This window comes from Paenibacillus baimaensis (assembly GCF_025567575.1).
On sequence record NZ_JAOQIO010000069.1, the window covers coordinates 76,218 to 94,158 of the forward strand.

At 44.5% G+C, this 17,941-nt stretch carries 12 protein-coding genes; 7 read left to right on the top strand and 5 right to left on the bottom strand.

The features are described 5' to 3' along the window. Positions 1–123: 123 nt before the first annotated feature. Positions 124–1,488 (top strand): MATE family efflux transporter, encoded by a 1,365-nt coding sequence (locus tag OB236_RS17230; RefSeq protein ID WP_262685102.1) that lies wholly within the window; start codon positions 124–126, stop codon positions 1,486–1,488. Positions 1,489–1,600: 112 nt separating this feature from the next. On the opposite strand, the gene OB236_RS17235 is transcribed toward OB236_RS17230, so the two are convergent. From OB236_RS17235 to OB236_RS17245, 3 genes are read right to left on the bottom strand one after another with little or no spacing between them, the layout of a single operon-like run. Beyond that, positions 1,601–2,680: a mannose-1-phosphate guanylyltransferase gene (locus OB236_RS17235; protein ID WP_262685103.1), complete on the bottom strand. Its 1,080-nt coding sequence runs from the start codon at positions 2,678–2,680 to the stop codon at positions 1,601–1,603. Continuing rightward, positions 2,673–3,779, bottom strand: a complete 1,107-nt coding sequence (locus OB236_RS17240; RefSeq protein WP_262685104.1) for a glycosyltransferase — start codon at positions 3,777–3,779, stop codon at positions 2,673–2,675. The genes OB236_RS17235 and OB236_RS17240 overlap by 8 nt, the downstream gene beginning before the upstream one ends. After that, positions 3,779–4,960: a glycosyltransferase family 4 protein gene (locus OB236_RS17245; RefSeq protein ID WP_262685105.1), complete on the bottom strand. Its 1,182-nt coding sequence runs from the start codon at positions 4,958–4,960 to the stop codon at positions 3,779–3,781. Before OB236_RS17245 ends, OB236_RS17240 begins: the two co-directional genes overlap by 1 nt. Positions 4,961–5,168: 208 nt before the next feature. Here OB236_RS17245 and OB236_RS17250 point away from each other — a divergent pair, with 208 nt between their 5' ends. From OB236_RS17250 to OB236_RS17260, 3 genes are all read left to right on the top strand, one after another. Beyond that, a complete protein-coding gene (locus tag OB236_RS17250; RefSeq protein ID WP_262685106.1) occupies positions 5,169–5,468 on the top strand; it encodes a helix-turn-helix domain-containing protein in 300 nt (99 codons plus the stop codon). Further along, positions 5,434–6,378, top strand: coding sequence for a DUF1861 family protein (locus OB236_RS17255; protein WP_262685107.1), 945 nt, complete (start codon positions 5,434–5,436; stop codon positions 6,376–6,378). The genes OB236_RS17250 and OB236_RS17255 overlap by 35 nt, the downstream gene beginning before the upstream one ends. Positions 6,379–6,463: 85 nt before the next feature. Then, positions 6,464–7,033, top strand: a complete 570-nt coding sequence (locus OB236_RS17260; RefSeq protein WP_262685108.1) for a 50S ribosomal protein L25 — start codon at positions 6,464–6,466, stop codon at positions 7,031–7,033. A 157-nt stretch (positions 7,034–7,190) separates the two neighbouring features. Here the strand turns inward: OB236_RS17260 and OB236_RS17265 are convergent, their stop codons facing one another. Then, positions 7,191–8,228 (bottom strand): CapA family protein, encoded by a 1,038-nt coding sequence (locus tag OB236_RS17265; RefSeq protein ID WP_262685109.1) that lies wholly within the window; start codon positions 8,226–8,228, stop codon positions 7,191–7,193. A gap of 129 nt (positions 8,229–8,357) precedes the next feature. On the opposite strand from OB236_RS17265, the gene OB236_RS17270 reads away from it, so the two are divergent. Further along, the gene (locus OB236_RS17270; RefSeq protein WP_262685110.1) at positions 8,358–8,654 is read left to right on the top strand and encodes a DUF6509 family protein; all 297 of its coding nucleotides are present in this window, start codon (positions 8,358–8,360) and stop codon (positions 8,652–8,654) included. A 40-nt stretch (positions 8,655–8,694) separates the two neighbouring features. On the opposite strand, the gene OB236_RS17275 is transcribed toward OB236_RS17270, so the two are convergent. After that, positions 8,695–9,261: a GNAT family N-acetyltransferase gene (locus tag OB236_RS17275; RefSeq protein ID WP_262685111.1), complete on the bottom strand. Its 567-nt coding sequence runs from the start codon at positions 9,259–9,261 to the stop codon at positions 8,695–8,697. A 104-nt stretch (positions 9,262–9,365) separates the two neighbouring features. On the opposite strand from OB236_RS17275, the gene OB236_RS17280 reads away from it, so the two are divergent. Together OB236_RS17280 and OB236_RS17285 are read left to right on the top strand one after the other, a co-directional pair. Continuing rightward, positions 9,366–10,553 (top strand): response regulator, encoded by a 1,188-nt coding sequence (locus OB236_RS17280; protein WP_262685113.1) that lies wholly within the window; start codon positions 9,366–9,368, stop codon positions 10,551–10,553. A 609-nt stretch (positions 10,554–11,162) separates the two neighbouring features. After that, the gene (locus tag OB236_RS17285) at positions 11,163–17,930 is read left to right on the top strand and encodes an SdrD B-like domain-containing protein (RefSeq protein WP_262685114.1); all 6,768 of its coding nucleotides are present in this window, start codon (positions 11,163–11,165) and stop codon (positions 17,928–17,930) included. The last annotated feature ends 11 nt before the right edge of the window (positions 17,931–17,941 follow it).

Here is a 17,941-nt window from a genome sequence, read left to right on the forward strand (position 1 = left end):
CAATTAAGTCGCGGTAAGTGTTCTATAAATAAAGTAAGTGTGGTACTCTGTTATTAAAGCGCTCTCATTCATTGGAGGGCGATCAAGATCTAAAATAAAATAATACAGAAGCTGGATGAACCCATGACCAACACTAACAAGCTGGCTTTATTTACGATTACATGGCCGTTATTTATTGAATCCTCTCTGCAAATGGCGATGCGGGCTGCAGACACCTTTATGGTCAGTAACGTATCGGATGGCGCGGTAGCTGCAGTAGGAGTGTCCAATCAACTCATTATTTTTACGTTTTTATTGCTGCAGGTGATCTCTGCGGGATCAGCTATCGTCATTTCGCAATATTTGGGAGCCAATAAATTAGAAGCAGTACGCAGATTTGCGGCCGGTGCGATTCTGCTGAATTTTATATCGGGCGTGGCCATTAGTATCGTGATGGTCATCTTCAGCAGGCCGCTGCTCGGACTGTTCGGGCTGCAGCAGGACTTGCTCGGAACGGCACAAACATTTCTGTCTATTGTCGGAGGGGCTTTATTCATTCAGGCGCTCAATCTGACGATTTCGGCGATTGTTCAGGTCCATGGATTCACCCGATATACGATGATGGTAGCCATTGGCATGAATCTGATTAATTTAACCGGCAATTATTTGTTCATTTTTGGTCCGTGGGGATTTCCGAAGCTGGGTGTTCCGGGTGTGGCCATCTCGGCGGTCATCAGCCAATGCCTCGGGCTTGGCGTTTATATTCTGATATTACGTAAGGTTGTTAAGCTGGATCTGGGCTTGAAGGAGCTCGTGAGATGCAAGCTGGAGGATATGAAAAAGATTTTGTCGATTGGCATCCCCACGGCGGGCAATCAACTGTCGTATGCAGCTAGTCAAATCGTTACTACGTATTTCATTACGTCGCTCGGTGCCGAAATGCTGTCGACTCGCATCTATACGCAAAATATTATGTATTTCATCATGGTGCTCTCCATTTCACTAGGCCGTGGCACGCAAATTATTATTGGCCGTCTCATCGGCGGCGGGGAAAAGGAAGAAGCCTATCGGCAGCTATTCCGCAGCCTTGCCTTAAGTCTGATGCTGTCGATGGGGGCTGTCATTGTAATCGCCATATTTAGAAAGCCGCTGCTTGGCTTATTTACGAGTGACCCTCAAATTATTACATTGGGTGCCGCGCTGCTGCTGTTGGGCTTTGTGCTGGAGCCTGGTAGATGCTTGAATATTGTGATTGGCGAAGCGCTGCGAGCGTCGGGTGATGCGAGATTTTTGGTCATAACCGGTATTACGGTTGTATGGGGTATGTGTATTCCTTTGACCTATCTTCTGGGTATTCATCTCGCTTATGGACTGATGGGAATTTGGATCGTGTTTATCCTTGACGAATGGGTGCGGGGAATTATTATTTTGCACCGTTGGCGCAGCCGAGCCTGGGAGAAAAAGGTGCTGGTTCAGGCGGACGCGAAGGAAGCTCAAGCTACTGTATAAATTTGTATGATCAAGCCTGTTCGTCGATGATACATCTGTGTCTGAGCGGCAGCACAAAAACCGGATTCACGCAGCTAAACATCTGCGGGTGATCCGGTTTTTAGTGCTATCCCTAAATATATTCAGTCATTCCATTTTCCTTCAGCAGCTCGACGATTTCTTTGACAGACTGTGCTTTGTCCTTGGGACAGATTAATAGGGCATCACCGGTGTCAGCAATGATAAATCCATCTACGCCTATAGTCGCGATGAGTCTGCCGTTTCCATAGATGATTGAATTACGTGTATCGATGCCCAAGTGATTCGCTTTGATTATGTTACCTGATTCATCGGGTGGGAAGATCGAACCAAGTGCATCCCAGCTGCCGATATCATTCCAGCCGAATTGACCAGACAGCACCACGACATCATCGGATCGCTCAAGAATGCCATAATCAATCGAAATATTTTGAAGTGTCGGATAAACCTGATTAATGATGTCTTCTTCCTGCTCCGTACCGAGAAATTCCCTGATTGGCAGCATCGTCTTATACAACCGAGGCAGGTAACGCTTGAAATTATCAATAATTACGGATGTTTTCCAAATGAATATACCGCTATTCCATAAATAATTACCTGAGGACAGATAGCCTTGGGCTTTCTGAAAATTCGGTTTTTCAACAAATTCGGCTACTTCATATACAGCTACAGGTTTGGAGGAAATCGGATTCTTATTAAAAGCGATATAGCCATAGCCGGTAGAAGGGAATGTCGGTTTTATTCCGATAGTTACGATTTTGTCTGATTCCATCGCGACCGTACAGGCTTCGTCGAGCGTAAGCCGGAATTGGTCCTCGTCGGTTATATAATGATCGGATGGTAATACGACCATTAATGAATCGCCGTGGTTTTTTTCAATAGATAACGCTGCAAACAAAATGCTGGCAGCTGTGTTTCGCGCCACGGGTTCAATCAAAATATTACTTTTAGACACACTGCTATGCATAATGCTCTCCATCAACACAGCTTGGGAACGATTCGTCACGATAACTGTATTTTCCTGAGGAATAATCCCTTTGAATCGTTCGATGGTATCGTTTAACATAATATCGTTTCCGCTAATATTGAGTAGCTGCTTCGGAATCTCCTGCCTGGACAGCGGCCAAAACCGTGTTCCGCCACCGCCTGCAAGGATAGTTGCAAATTTATTCATGATGCATCACCAAACGTGCAATGGAGAAGGAAATGATACTTTCGGAGCCTTGATTAAGATTCAACCCTGTTGAATGGATACCGTCGTAACAGGCACCGGTTTGGGGGTCGATCAGAGACGTTTTAATTGAATTATGACCAAGATACCATTCATAACATAAAGCTGCTTGCTTCAGATAAGCGGGGTCTTGCAGTACGACCGCAGCTTCCTTGCAAGCAAGCAGCATCTCACATGCTTCAATCGGCTGTTCGTCGTAGGGAGCGGCCTGTCCGTCGCGCAGCAGCCAGCCGTGACTGCCAATTGGCTTATAATAGCCTTCTTTGGAGAAGGTTTTCGAAGCTAGAAAATCCAGGCTCTCCTTGGCTGTTTCCTTCAAACACACATTACCTGAAATACGGAATGCTTTTAAAAGTGCCCAGGGCAGCATCGAGTTTCCGTAGGTAAGGCTGTCTTCAAACCAGTTCCAACCGTTTCCCTTATTGCGCGTATATTGATTGTGCAGCCGGACAGCCATATTTTCGATCAAATTAAGAATAAAGGCTTTGGGTAAAAATGTTTTATCTTCCGCGGTATTTGCCTTATGGAGATATGGGAAGGAGTAGGTTAAAGCATCAGGGGTTTCTATTAGATAGCTGAGACCGATCATGGCATAGGCCCCGGCACGTGGTGAACCAAGCGAATGAATATGCGGTAATGCCTGATTGATTAAATAACGGCACGTGTTTAGTAAATTATCGGGTAGGGAGGAAGAATGAGAGAGTGCGAATCCAAGTGCCCATAACGTACGTCCTTGACAATCCTCAGAGCCGCTATCCTCTATAAATGAACGATTATAATCCATAAAATTTCTAAAGTTTCCCTCTGCATTTTGTGCGTGATGAATGAAGGAAATATAAGTATGGATGAGGTCCAGCGTGACTGAATCTTTGCTGCTGCTGTATGATAAAACGGCTGCGATTAATGCCCGTGCGTTATCATCGGTTGTATAGCCCTTCGCACGATCGGGAACTCCAAACTTCGTATGCTGAAAAATTCCCGTATCATCCGTGATCCTGCGCATATAATCGGTCTTAAACTTTATGATCGTCTGTACCTCCATTAAATCACACTCCTGTTCGTTAACTGCGAAATCGTTATTTTTTCCTGGAAAAGCGTAGCGTAGGTTTTGGCGACTTCGCTCCAGAGCATGGTTTTGCCTAGTTCAAGTGTGCGATTTTCCATTTCTTTTACTTCAGCAGGGTTGTTCAGCAGTTGGAGGATGCAAGCTTCCAAAGAGGCCGAATCACGGAAGTTTGCCAGTAAACCTCTGCCCTCTGCGAGCATTTCCTCAGCGTATCGGTAAGGTGTTGAAATAATGACTCTTCCATAGCCGACTCCGTATGCCAAAGTACCGCTAACGGCCTGATCCTTGCCCAAATAAGGGGTCATGTAAATATCGGATATAACAAGCGATTGTATAATTTCCTTCTGAGTCAATAGTTTGTCGATGAAGAGAACGTTATGATTTAAATCATATTCCTTCACAAGATCGAGCAGCCTATGTCTGTAAACCTCGCCGGTTTCTTGTTTGACTACCGGATGTGTTTTCCCCGAAATGATGTAGAGACACTCCGGATGCTGCTTAACGACACCGCGCATGGCCTCTATGCTGTACTCAATTCCTTTGCCAGGGCTTAAGAAGCCAAAGGTAGACAAAATTTTGCGGTCTGCATAACCATATTGTTCTTTGAGCTCTGCCCTTGTATCTGTTGTGACATCGGGCACGCCATGGTGAATGAAGGTGACCTTGGTGGCATCAATCCCATAAATAGAAATCAAATCCTTGACGGTAGATTGCGCCATCGTTACGACTTTAACGCTCAGCTTCGCGATACGATTCATAATGTGTCGCTGTTTGGCGGAAGGCTTCGTTAACACGGTATGAAAAATGACGATATAAGGAATCCTTAGTCTCTCGACAAAAGGAATCAAATATTCCCCGCTTTCTCCGCCGTAAATACCGAATTCATGCTGAATAACGAGAAGATCAACGTCTGACGAGTTCAGAAAATCAGCCGTATCGATATATGCCGACAGATTATGCTGGTCAATTTCTCTCATGACCTGTTCCTGATACGAGTAAGTCTCGTTGTTGTTGATGGCAATAATCCGAGGTTTATTGAAGCCTTGTATATGTTCAAATTGATCCAGTAAATCTTGTGTAAAGGTAGCAATGCCGCATTCTCTTGGCAGACTGGTACCAAGAAAAACGATATTCCGATTACTGCTTGTATTTCTCATATCAATAGCCTCCATATGCGTTCACGATTTTTGGGTAAAAAAAAAGAAGATAAAGAGATCTTTATTTCTAATTAGGGGGAAATGGTATTAAATTTTCTGAAAATTCAAAATTGTTTCCTGTTTAACTACTATAACATGACCATTTTTTCTTGTCAATTTTATTGACTCTCCACCCTTCTCCATATATATTAATGTTGGAGGTGTAAGTATGTCAGTTATACGTAGTAATTTAAAAGCGGTCATGGAAAATCACGATCCCAAATTATCGATACGTAAGCTTGCCAAAGATATAGATTACCACTTTGATTCGGTACGTCGTATGTATAAGGATGAGATGGTACAGTATCCGAGGGATTTGCTGCTAAAGCTTTGTTTGTATTTTAAAGTACAGCCTGGGCAGCTTATAATAATGGAAGAGATTGTGGAAAGCGATTGGCCGATAGATGAATCGATTGAACATCAGGAGGACGGCAATGACAAGGAAAGCGGCACAAGTGGAAACCTGTAAACAGCTTCTGGATACATTTTATGCGAATCCTCGCATAACGAAGGTAGAGAAGCTCACGTTCTCTGGGGTTGGAAACCGAGATGTATATAATATAACGGCTCCGTTTCAATATGACGGGGAGGAAGTACTCTTGGGAAGAGTTGAGGAACGGGACAGCGAGTTCTCTCAAGTCTTCTTTTTTACATGCGACAATCAGGTGTGGAGCCCTCGTATGCATACACATACTTATAATTTGCAGGACCCTTGTACAACGATTATCAAGGGTGAATTAATAGTTGGCGGTGTTGAAGTCATTACTGCAGCCGATAATCCGGGTAAAATCGTGTCGTGGGTCACTCAATTTTATCGCGGATTTCATATAGATTCGTTATGCCACTTTTCATCTGGCCCCGGTACGATGAAGGATATTCGTCTGATTGAGCTTATGGACGGCAGAATAGGTATATTCACAAGACCGCAAGGAGTGAAAGGAGGAAGAGGCCAAATTGGATTTACCATTATAGATTCGCTTGATGAGCTTGATGAGCAGACGTTTATTGATGCAGAGATGCTTGGCAATCAATTTGTCCCCGAGGAATGGGGAGGGGCAAACGAAGCACATTTATTGAGCAATGGGCATGTGGGCGTGCTCGGGCATATCGCCTGCTTTGATCTATCAGGCAACAAGCACTATTATTCAATGGTATTTTCGATAGACCCCGAAACTTGTGAGAAAACGCCTTTAAAAATTATTGCAGCAAGAAGTGATTTTCCAAGAGGTCCCGGCAAACGGCCAGACTTGGAGGATGTTATTTTTAGCGGTGGGCTTATACGGTCAGGCCATGGTCGAGCCGTGCTCTCCGTTGGTGTGAGTGATGCTGAAGCCTATCAGATTGAAATCCCGGATCCTTTTGTCGAATATGAATCTTGAAAATCGATGAATTTGACTAGATTCTATGGTCATGTTATAATGAATTGACAAGAATTTATGGTCAAAAGAGAGCGGGAACCAACAAATGAGTAAATTTATTCAATTAAACAAGCGCACCGGTGAAACAAAGTCCCACATCAATCAAGCAAGAAAACAGGGACGCATCCCCGCTGTGTTGTATGGGATTGGTAAAGATACTTTGTCATTAGAAGTAAATGAAAAAGAAATGCTGAACATTTTGAAAAAAAATCCGCGTGCTATTTTGCAGGGGAAAACCTCCGATGAAAAAGTACTGCCGATCGTTATTCAGAACATCCAAAGGGAAACCTTGTCAGGTAAGCTGCTGCACATTGACTTTCATCATGTGAACATGACGGAAAGCATGGATAGTAAGGTTACGATCCATTTTCTGGGTGAAGCAATCGGTTTGAAATCCGGTGGCGTCCTGCAGGTGGAAAAGTATGAAGTAGAAGTTCGCTGTATGCCTGGTGATTTGCCGACTTCCATGGAAGTGGATATTAGCGGCCTTGATGCTGGCGATCAGCTTCTCGTTTCTGACCTGATTTTCCAGGATGGAATTGAAGTGTTGACGGATCCGAGTACTGTCATGATTCAGATCAAAACGGTGCACGAGGAAGTTGAAGAAACCGCATAGTAGATCCCGACTAAACATAAATAGTGAGTATAGGGTACATCCCCTTCTAACAGGAAGTGTGAAATTCATGATTTCATGAATATGGACACGGCTGCTTGGAAGGGGATTTTTGGTTTTTATGAATATAACCTGAAATCATCTTTGCCAATAGGGTTCACTATGGCTTATGATCGCGAGATCTCAGTAAGTTCGAGGTGTAAATCCGCATTTGTTCCATTAGTTTTCTTTGCTTCAGGGAGATGCCGGTTTCTCTGCTTTGTATACTGGCTTTTGCTGTGTTGGGGACGATACGGTAGATGGGCCGCTTTCCCCGAAAATTACGATAAGTCCACGTAGATACCCAGTCCACGCTGCTGATTGTGGTACGGGATTCATCCTTGCGTATGGTCAATTGAAGTATCAAACCATTATTGGTATAAGGGTTATCGTTTAAGCGAATGGATACAAAGTTACCAAGCGAGTATATGGCCAGTTGGTTGGAACTCGTCCTGAGGATCGGCTGCAGCACGTGGGGGTGCGAGCCAAGGATAACATCTGCTCCATGTTGTAAAAGCTTGCGAACGAGCGCTCGCTGCTCCAAGGTCGGTGCTGCCTGGTACTCCTGTCCTACATGGAGACAAACAATATTCAGATCGGTTTTTGGCTTAATTTTGCGTAAATCTCTTATCATTTGAGCTTCGTTGATCAGATTGACTGACCCTCTCATGGCGGTAGGAAGGGGGATCTGGTTGGTCGTTTTGGTATAGGCGAGAATCCCGACCTTGATCCCTTTAACGTCCATGATCAGTGGCTGCCGAGTCTGCTCGGGAGCGGCATAAGTACCGGTATGGGCTAGTTGATTGGCATCAAGCACCTGCAGGGTACGCCGCAGTCCTTCGATCCCATTATCAAGACAATGGTTGTTGGCCGTTACCAATACATCAAAACCGTTTCGTTTTAACGCCGCGGCAAGTTGCTCGGGTCCATTGAACATAGGAAACCCTGTTCGCGGGTTCTTTTTTTTAATAAAAGGCGTATTTCCTTTTAAAGGAACCTCTAGATTGCCGATAGTCAGATCAGCATCCCGTAAAATAGGGGCAACGCCTTCAAAAATGGAATCAAAATCATACAGGTTGGCGTCACGCTGCTTGACGGACATCGATATAGCCCCATTGATTAAAATATCACCAACTGCAGCAATCGTTATTTCTTGCATCGGATCACCTCTTGCTACCAAGATATTCATGACCTTACTTGATAGTGTGGGCAAGTGTCCGAGAGACTTCCGTTTATGTGTTTGAGGAAGTATAATGATAAGATGCAGAGATTTGGAAAGGATGATACCATGTTAACCATTACTGGTTATAGTGTGGAATTGATCAAGGATCCGTTCGGGATTTTGACTGGTAAGCGTTATGAGCTGCTGCTGGATATAGAGGTGGCGGAGGATGACGAACTATACTCGGAGAATGGATTGTATGTACGGGTCATTTATGTGGTGGAGGAAAGTCGCTCCGGCATGGCGAAATATGCCATTCATGAGAAAACCAATGATAATTACGTGGATTTTGAGCTTGAAGATGATGAATTGGCAGTCATTGAAGCTTTTTGTAAAGAGCATTTGGTAGATGCTGAGGAGTAGTAGAGATATCGACTGCATATAACGAAAGTCATTAACGACATTAAACTTCCAGCAACGCTAGCATAATCACATCGAAAAATACTTTGGTCACATCGTGCATCAAATATTGCTTCAACAAACCTTCCTGTTTAAAGCCAAACTTCTCCAGGAGTCTTAATGAGTTTTTGTTTTGGGGGACAACCTCCGCTTGCATGCGATGAACGCCAATATGGTTAAAGCCATATTGGATCACGGCCCCCAAGGCCTCAGACATAAACCCTTTATGCCAATGGGCATCTGTGAGCTCGAAGCCTACGGAAACAGGAGATAGCGGATGATAATCGAACGTGCCGCGAACGGGCATGCACATAATGGTTCCGATTAATTTATTGTCCGTATGCTGGGTTATCCCCCAAGGCAGGAGCCTATTTTCTTGAAACTGCTTATTCCAGGCGACGATCAGTTCACGGGCTTGCTCCATGGAGGAAGGTCCATGCCAATCGAGATACTTGATAATAGGGGATCCTTCAGCATAGAAGCTATAAAGCTCATCGGCATCGTCCTGCGTCATTTGTCTTAATAACAAACGTTCTGTGGACAAGTTGGGAAAATCTGAATTATTATACATATATATGAATCCACACTTTCGTTAGAAGGTTAACATATACAAATTATAGCCTATCTTTATGAAATTAGTATGAAAACAATTTCAGGTGGAGGGTGACCAATACGTTGAAGGCTCTATTGGTTGATGACGAACGACTTGCACTCATGCAGCTGGAAAAAATGTTAAAAGAGCTCACCGACATCCAAATTGTAGGTACAAGTATGAATCCGCTGCGAGCTATAGAGATGGCCAGGAATTTAATGCCGGACGTTATTTTCATGGATATCCAGATGCCGGAATTATCAGGGCTGCAGGCAGCTGAGCTGCTGCAAGAGATTTGCCCATCAGCTGAGATCGTTTTTGTCACTGCATTCGATGAGTACGCGATCCAGGCGTTTGAACTTCAAGCTCTTGATTATGTGCTCAAACCGCTGCAGCGAAAACGTTTAATAAAGACACTTCAGCGGTTAAAGCAGCCGAATGTTAACCCTCCTAAAACCCCACTCCTTGGAGAGCCTGTATCGATTCGCTGCTTCCCATCGCTTCAAATCGAATATAAAGAAAATCAAGCTGAGGAACTCATCAAATGGAGAACCACCAAGGGTCAGGAGCTATTCGCCTACTTGCTTCATCATCGAGGACAATTAGTACGTAAAAGTGAGCTGCTTGATTTATTATGGCCAGACATAGACCCCAAAAAAGCGATCACTTTGCTATATACGACCATTTATCAAATTCGTCAGAACCTCAAGCGCAATGCGATTGATATCCCCATTCAAAGCTTGAGTGCGGAGGAAGGCTATATGCTGGATGCCGGGCGGGTGCGGTTGGAGTCGGATGAATGGGAGCACAACCTGCGTACACTGGAGCATGTGAACGTGAATAATTTAGCCGCGCATCAACGGGTGTTAGACATGTACAGAGGCGAATATTTGGGCAAACATGATTATTTATGGGCAGAGGGAGATCGTCAGCGAATGGCAATGCGCTGGCTGCACCATGCCCAACAGGTCGCAGAGTGCTACTCGCAGAACGGAATGTGGAACGAGGCTGCGGGGGTGTATCATCGAATCCAACAGGAGCAGCCTTTGTCGGAGGACAGTTTCTTTGCATTAATGAAATTGTATGATCTTATGGGCCAGCGCGCGTCTGTAGAAGAGCAGTATCAACTGCTGTTGAAGATGCTGGAACAGGAGCTGAACCTCGAGCCTAAGGGGGAAATTACCCATTGGTTTGAGTGCTGGAAGCAGCAGATCAGTGACACGAGGACACATGTACCTCTATGGATAGTCAGCAAACGAAAATTATTGTAGCTTGAAACAACCTGACAATAACCGTTCACAGTGTTGGCTGCATATGCAGCAGAGGTAAGGGTCAGCTCATACGAATAATAATACAAAAGACAGTAGTATTCGGACAAAGTTCGATGCTTGATGCTGTCTTTTTTTGTCGTACACGCAATCACGTTATAAATTTGGTGGACTTGGGACAAGTATTTTGGCGAATTGCTGAATGATTTATCAAAATTCATATATTTGTTCAGAAGTTTTTCAGTTCTTATTGATATAAATAAATGGATTCATCTTTTGTACATAATCGATTATTGGTTATGTGTGGTTAATTGCTTATTCTGAAAATCTTTTATTGCAGGAGGTGGAAGGAGGAACGGGAACTCGAGAATCATTCAAGCTGCTTCTTAACAGGGCTTGATCAACAGTCATTCGATATACATAGAGGATACATACATCTGATTGTAGGGTTGCTCGTCTTGAAATTAATATGCATTACCATAGTGTGGTATATCTTATACCCGTGGCAAGAATGAAGAATTAAAAATGAAGATGTTTGAGGAACATGTAGTTGGAATATTATTCAATAAAATACATTGCCAGCTCATGTTAACCGATTTGGGGGAGCGATGTATGGGGAATTTGAAACAATTATCAAAAAGAAGCCGATCCCTTTTGGCGTTTCCCAAAAGAGTTCTCTTCTTGTTTATGGCATTATCTTTGGCCATATTGCCTTACTACAATTTTGGTGTGATGGCGGCTATTACCTTATCTCTAGAGAAAACGGTAGACAAGACGACAGCATTTCCAGGGGAAACCATCACGTATACGATTAAATACGCGAACCCAAGCACGACTGAAGCTGCTCAGAATATGATTATCACCGACGTCTTGCCAAGTACTCTGGATTATGTGGGAGTCGACACCCCGGCAGATGTTAGTTTTGTCGATACTTCAGTCGCGGGAACAGTGAAGTTTAACATGGTTAGTCCTTTGGCAGCTGGCAAAACCGGTATCATAAAGCTTAAAGCCAAGTTCAAGGAAGGGGTAACCCTGAATGGAGCCACTGCCCAAAATAGTGTGACAGCCAAGGCTGATAATAGCCCTTTGATTACGGAACCAGCACCGGTGGTCACCGCAAAGGTTAATGCTCCGGATTGGTTGATATCCAAATCCAAAATCCTTCCGGCAGTTGATCCGGTTTTGAACAGCAATGTGACCTATCAGATCAAGCTGAAGGGGAACAGTGTACTGGGTGGCACTAATATCCAAAACGTTGGAGTTATGGATACTCTCCCGGTAGGGTCTACTTTTGTTTCCGCCACTGGGGGCGGTGTGTATGATGCCGTGTACGGAAAGGTTTCTTGGCCTTCATCAACTTTAAATGTCGGGCAGGAAAATACCTATGAAGTTGTATTGAGTTATCCAAGTCCGACCTTTCATGTTGGCGATTCGGTTACGAATTCCGTCTATGCGGTCGGTACCAGTCTGACTGGAGCTGCTCTTAGGACGAATACGGCTAATGCTACACATCTGCTAGCTGCTCCTGACCCGGGAATTTATGGCATTAAAAAGGAAGCACGTCAAGCGAGCGATGAGTATTCCATAGGACAGACTGTCAAGTATAAGATTAATAGCTTTGGGAACAGGGGCAATGTGCCCTTGGATAACTTTGTAGTTGAGGATGCTATACCGAAAGAAATTAATCTGACTCAGATTTCTACAGGCTCCTATAGTAATAATACGGGTGTTACCGTAAATGTGTATTACCAGAAAAATGGAGTTAATACCTGGCTGAGTTGGACTGGAGGCGTTAATCTCAACAGCAGCAGCAGCCAGACCTTAAATGTAGCTTCATTAGGACTTGGGGCTGGGGATTATGTTTCCAAAGTGAAGTTGGACTATGGAACAGTGCCAAGCAGTTTCCGTGTTGCCTCCGATATCCAGCTGCAGGGGACCCTGCTTAGTACGGATCATAACTCACAACCGGTAGTTGATAATCAACTAATTAACAACACGGCTGTGCTTACAGCTAATTATGGAGCTACACCTTTTAATAGCAGCAGCTCAGTAGACATTAAGGTTGTACAACCTATACCTTGGGTTGTCGCGAATAAATCGGTTGTAGGCAGTGCATCGGTGAAAGAGAACGATACGCTCACCTATAAGCTGCGGGTACAGAATCATGAGTTTGCTACGGGGGATATGACGCACCCGGAAATAGTGGAATTCTTTCCGAATGAGTTGGAAAATTTCACAGTGGTGGGTATAACAAATAACTCCAGCACATCTATTGGAGCCCCTGTTTTTAACAGCTATAACAAGACCGTAAGTTCAGTAACGTATTCGGTCTATAGTTGGGAGTTCCCGACTGCCGTTCTGAAGCCAAACGAGTATATCGATGTTACCATTAGTGGTACTGTCAAGCATGCTACACCTAATGGGAATTTTGGCAATACGATGTACGCAACGACTACAGCTACAAATACCTATAAAGGTACAGTAGTGAGCGATGTACCGGAAGACCGGGATAATAATCCGACTACGACACAATTCGTAAAGTCCTCGGCTAACGCTTATGTGAAATTCACAGGCTCTCTGGAATCCATCAAATGGGTAAAAGGAGAAGTCGATAATGCGTTCACCAAGTACCCGGCTAACGGAGAGACGCTGCCTGGTGGTAAAGCGATGTATCAACTGACCGTAAGTAATGTTACTTCCAATGGTCCTATTTCCAATATCGTTATTGTAGACAAGCTGCCTCGTATTACAGATACAGGTGTAGTTGATACAAATGCTCGTCTATCTGACTGGAGACCTTATCTGGTAAATAACGTTACGGGACCAGGCGGAGCACCACTGGATCCAAGAATTAAGGTATATTATTCGACAGATGTAAATCCGAATGTCAGTGATATATCCAAACCGTTGAATCCGACTCATACAGGTTGGACTCTAACGCCTCCTGCAGACATTACGACTGTCACCGCACTGGAGTTCGACTTCGGCACTATTACCCTTAACCAAGGAGAATCAGTCACCTTGGAATGGGATATGCGTGCACCAGTAAATGCGCCAAGAAACAAGATCGCCTGGAACTCATTTGGTTATGGAGCAACTTATCCCGATGAGGGCGGACCGCAGTCATTCTTACCTTCGGAGCCTATCAAGGTAGGTTTTCTGATTAAGGATACTGATCCTGCAGGTACCGGCAATATAGGCGACTTTATCTGGTTGGATACGAATGCGAATGGCATTCAGGAAGCGGGCGAGAAAGGGGTCAATGGGATTCTTGTGAATCTATACAAAACCAACGATCCCACTACTCGTATAGGCTACACAAGAACCGGAGATCGACATGGGTCGAATGAGCCAGGTTATTATGAGTTTCCTAATCTTCAAGCTGGTGATTATACGGTAGAATTCGTAATACCGGCTAGCCATTATTTATCACCTCATATTCAGGGCTCAGATCGTGCCAATGATAGCGATTTTACTTTCAACCCATCAACAGGAACTTATCAGGTAAGAAAAATTCTTGGCAATGAAGAAACTGATATGACTCTGGATGCGGGTATCTATACCAAAGGCTCAATTGGAGATTTTGTGTGGGTGGATAAGAACGCCAATGGTATTCAGGATGCAGGTGAACCTGGTCTTAATGGTGTAACGGTAGAACTGTATGCTGCTGCTGATCCTACAACTCGATTGCAATTCACGACGACTAGCACGACGATTGACGGAGCTGGTAGATACTTATTTGCTGACCTCGATCCAGGAAGCTATCGCGTGAAGTTCATTAAGCCTGACGGGTATAAGTCGACGCTTCAGGATCAGGGGAATGATGATGAAAAAGACTCTGACCGTGATGAAGCGAGTGGTTTAAGCCATATCGTGGTATTAGGCGCAGGCCAAACAGACTTGTCGGTAGATGCAGGATTTTATCTCGGTGAAATCGGCGATCTGGTCTGGCATGATCGGAATGCCAACGGTATTCAGGATGCAGGAGAACCAGGTATACCAGGTGTATCGGTTAAGCTCTATAAGGCAGCTGACCTTACAACTCCTATAGCAACTACTACGACTGATGCAAGCGGGATTTACAAATTCTCTGATATGCTTCCAGGAGATTATGTAGTTAAGTTTACTCGTCCAGCGGCTTACAATTATTTCTCTTCTTCGAATCAGGGATCCAATGATGCATTGGATAGCGACGCGACCTATGCAGCTCGGACTGATGCAGAAGCTGTTGTAACTGGTATTACGCTGCTCGAAGGCGGTCGCAACTATACCTTCGATGCGGGTGTATTCAATCCAGCAAGTCTTGGAGATAAAGTCTTTCTCGATGCCAACAAAAACGGCATTCAAGACACTGGGGAAGTGGGGATTTCGGGCGTAACGGTTAAGCTGTATAAGACTTCTGCTCCTGATACCCCTGTCGCTACAACGGTTACGGGTCTAACAGGTTTGTACGAGTTTACGAATCTGGATCCAGACAGCTATTTCGTTGAATTCATCAAACCAGCAGGGTATGCTATCACTTCCAAAAATCAAGGCGGTTCTGCCGCATTAGATTCGGATGCAGACCCGACTACTGGAAAAACAGCCAGTGTCACCCTATCATCAGGGGAAGCTAACATGACAATAGATGCCGGAATGTATATTCCCACCAATGGCTCCATTGGGGACTTGGTCTGGCATGATTTGAATGCAAACGGCATACAGGATCCAGGAGAGCCAGGCATTCCGGGTGTAACCGTTGAGCTGTATAATGCCGATACAAATGCACTGCTGGATACCAAAACCACAGATGCTGGCGGGAACTATCTCTTCACTAATCTTCTGCTTACAAGTAACTACAAGGTGAAGTTCCTTAAACCAAGTGGGTACAAGGAAAGCCCGGCAAATGTTGGGGCGGATGACAGCAAGGATTCGGATAGAGATATCGTGACAGGTTTCAGCCATACTCTTACATTAAGTACAACTATTAATGATTTAACTATCGATGCCGGTTTTTATAAGCTGGCCAAGCTCGGCGACAAAGTGTTTAAAGATGTGAATGTTAACGGCATACAAGATGCTAGTGAAGCTGGCGTAGCCAATGTTACAGTTAATCTGTATCGTTCCGACGCCCCAACAGCAATTATCGCAACAACTGTCACAGATACCAATGGCAACTATCTGTTTGATAATTTGGAGCCAGGTTCCTATGTGGTAGGATTTATGCCTGTTAGCGGTCATAGCTTTACGTATAAGCACGTAGGGATCGACAATACAATTGATTCCGACGTTAATAGTTTAGGTTTTACGGATCCCATTGTATTGCGTTCCGGGGATGATAATAGAACGGTGGATGCCGGGATTTACGTTCCTAATGCAGGCGGCGGTGGTTCTATTGGAGACTTGGTCTGGCATGACTTGAATGCAAATGGCATACAGGATCCAGGAGAGCCCGGCATACCGGGAGTAACGGTGGAGCTCTATAATGCGGATACGAATGCGCTGCTGGGTACTAGAAGTACAGATGCCTTAGGACATTATTACTTCAATGACCTTCTGCTTACAGGTAACTATAAAGTGAAGTTCCTTAAACCAAGCGGGTACAAGGAAAGTCCGGCAAATGTAGGAACGGATGACAGCAAGGATTCGGATAGAGACGTTACAACCGGCTTCAGCCATACTCTTACATTAACTACAAGTATTAATGATTTAACGGTTGATGCTGGTTTCTACAAGCTAGCTAAACTCGGCGACAAAGTATTTAAAGATGTTAATGAAAATGGTATTCAGGATGTAAACGAAGAAGGCGTTGCGAATGTAACGGTTAGCCTGTATCGTTCTGATGCGCTGGCGGTACCTGTCAAGACAACTGTCACGGATGCTAGTGGCAACTATCTGTTTGACGATCTGGAGCCAGGTTCCTATGTAGTAGGGTTTACGGCTGTTAACGGCTATAGCTTTACTTTAAAGAATGCAGGGACAGATCGTACCATGGATTCGGATGTCAATAACTTAGGTTTTACGGAACCTGTTGTATTGCTTTCTGGAGACGATAACAGAACCGTGGATGCTGGAATTTATAATTCTACCAAGGGTTCTATCGGAGACATTGTCTGGCATGATTTGAACGCAAACGGCATACAGGATGCAGGAGAACCAGGCATTCCGGGAGTAACCGTTGAGTTGTATGATGCAGATACGAATGTGCTGCTGGGTACCCGAACTACAGATGCAGGTGGACGCTATCTGTTTACAGACCTTATTCTCGTAGGTAACTATAAGGTGAAATTCCTTAAACCAGACGGGTACAAGGAAAGTCCGGCAAATGCAGGAACAGATGACAGCAAAGATTCGGATAGAGACATCACAACAAGCTTCAGCCATACCCTTACATTAAGCACAACTATTAATGATTTAACCGTGGATGCTGGTTTCTACAAGCTAGCTAAACTCGGCGACAAAGTATTTAGAGATTTCAATGTGAACGGTATACAGGATGTGAACGATGAAGGTGTTGCGAATGTTACAGTTAACCTGTATCGTTCCGATGCGCCAGCTGTAGTTATTGCAACAACCGTCACGGATGCTAACGGCAATTATCTGTTTGACAATCTGGTGCCAGGTTCTTATGTAGTAGGTTTCGTGGCCGGTAACGGTTATATATATACACCTAAGAACATGGGGACGGACAAAACTATCGATTCAGATGTCAATAATTTAGGTTTTACGGATCCTATTATATTGCTTTCTGGAGACGATAACAGAACGATAGATGCCGGGGTTTATATTCTTTACTCAGGTGGCGGAGGAGGAGGCGGTGGTGGCGGTGGCGGTTCATCACCAGAGCCAACAACATCAGAACCGACTCCAGTACCAACACCAGAGCCGACTCCAGGAACAACGCCAGTGCCAACACCAGAACCGACTCCAGGAACGATTCCAGTGCCAGCACCAGAGCCGACTCCAGTAACAGTTCCAGTGCCAACTCCAGCACAACCTGTAACTACGGATCAGGATACCCCCGTAGCAGGAGCAGTGCCGTCGATAGTGGATACGGGTAATATAACGGTTCCGAAGACGTATACGCTTGAAGTTGAGCCTCAAAATGGAATTGTTGAATTAACGGATGATGGAAAATGGGTGTATAAACCGAAGGAAGGCTTTAACGGCAAAGATACCTTTACCATCGGTATCAAGGATGAGAATGGAGATATTAATTTCCATGATGTTACGGTCAATGTACTTCCAAATAGCAATAAAAAGGCCTCTGAACCGGTAGTTTCCCTAGTACCGAAAACAGGCCAAGAGGCTTATAGCAACTTTTATCTGACAGGACTAGCTTTGGTACTTGCTGGACTTGGGGTATTTGGAGCTACACGTTGGCAGCAACGCAGAAAATAAAATCCTACAAG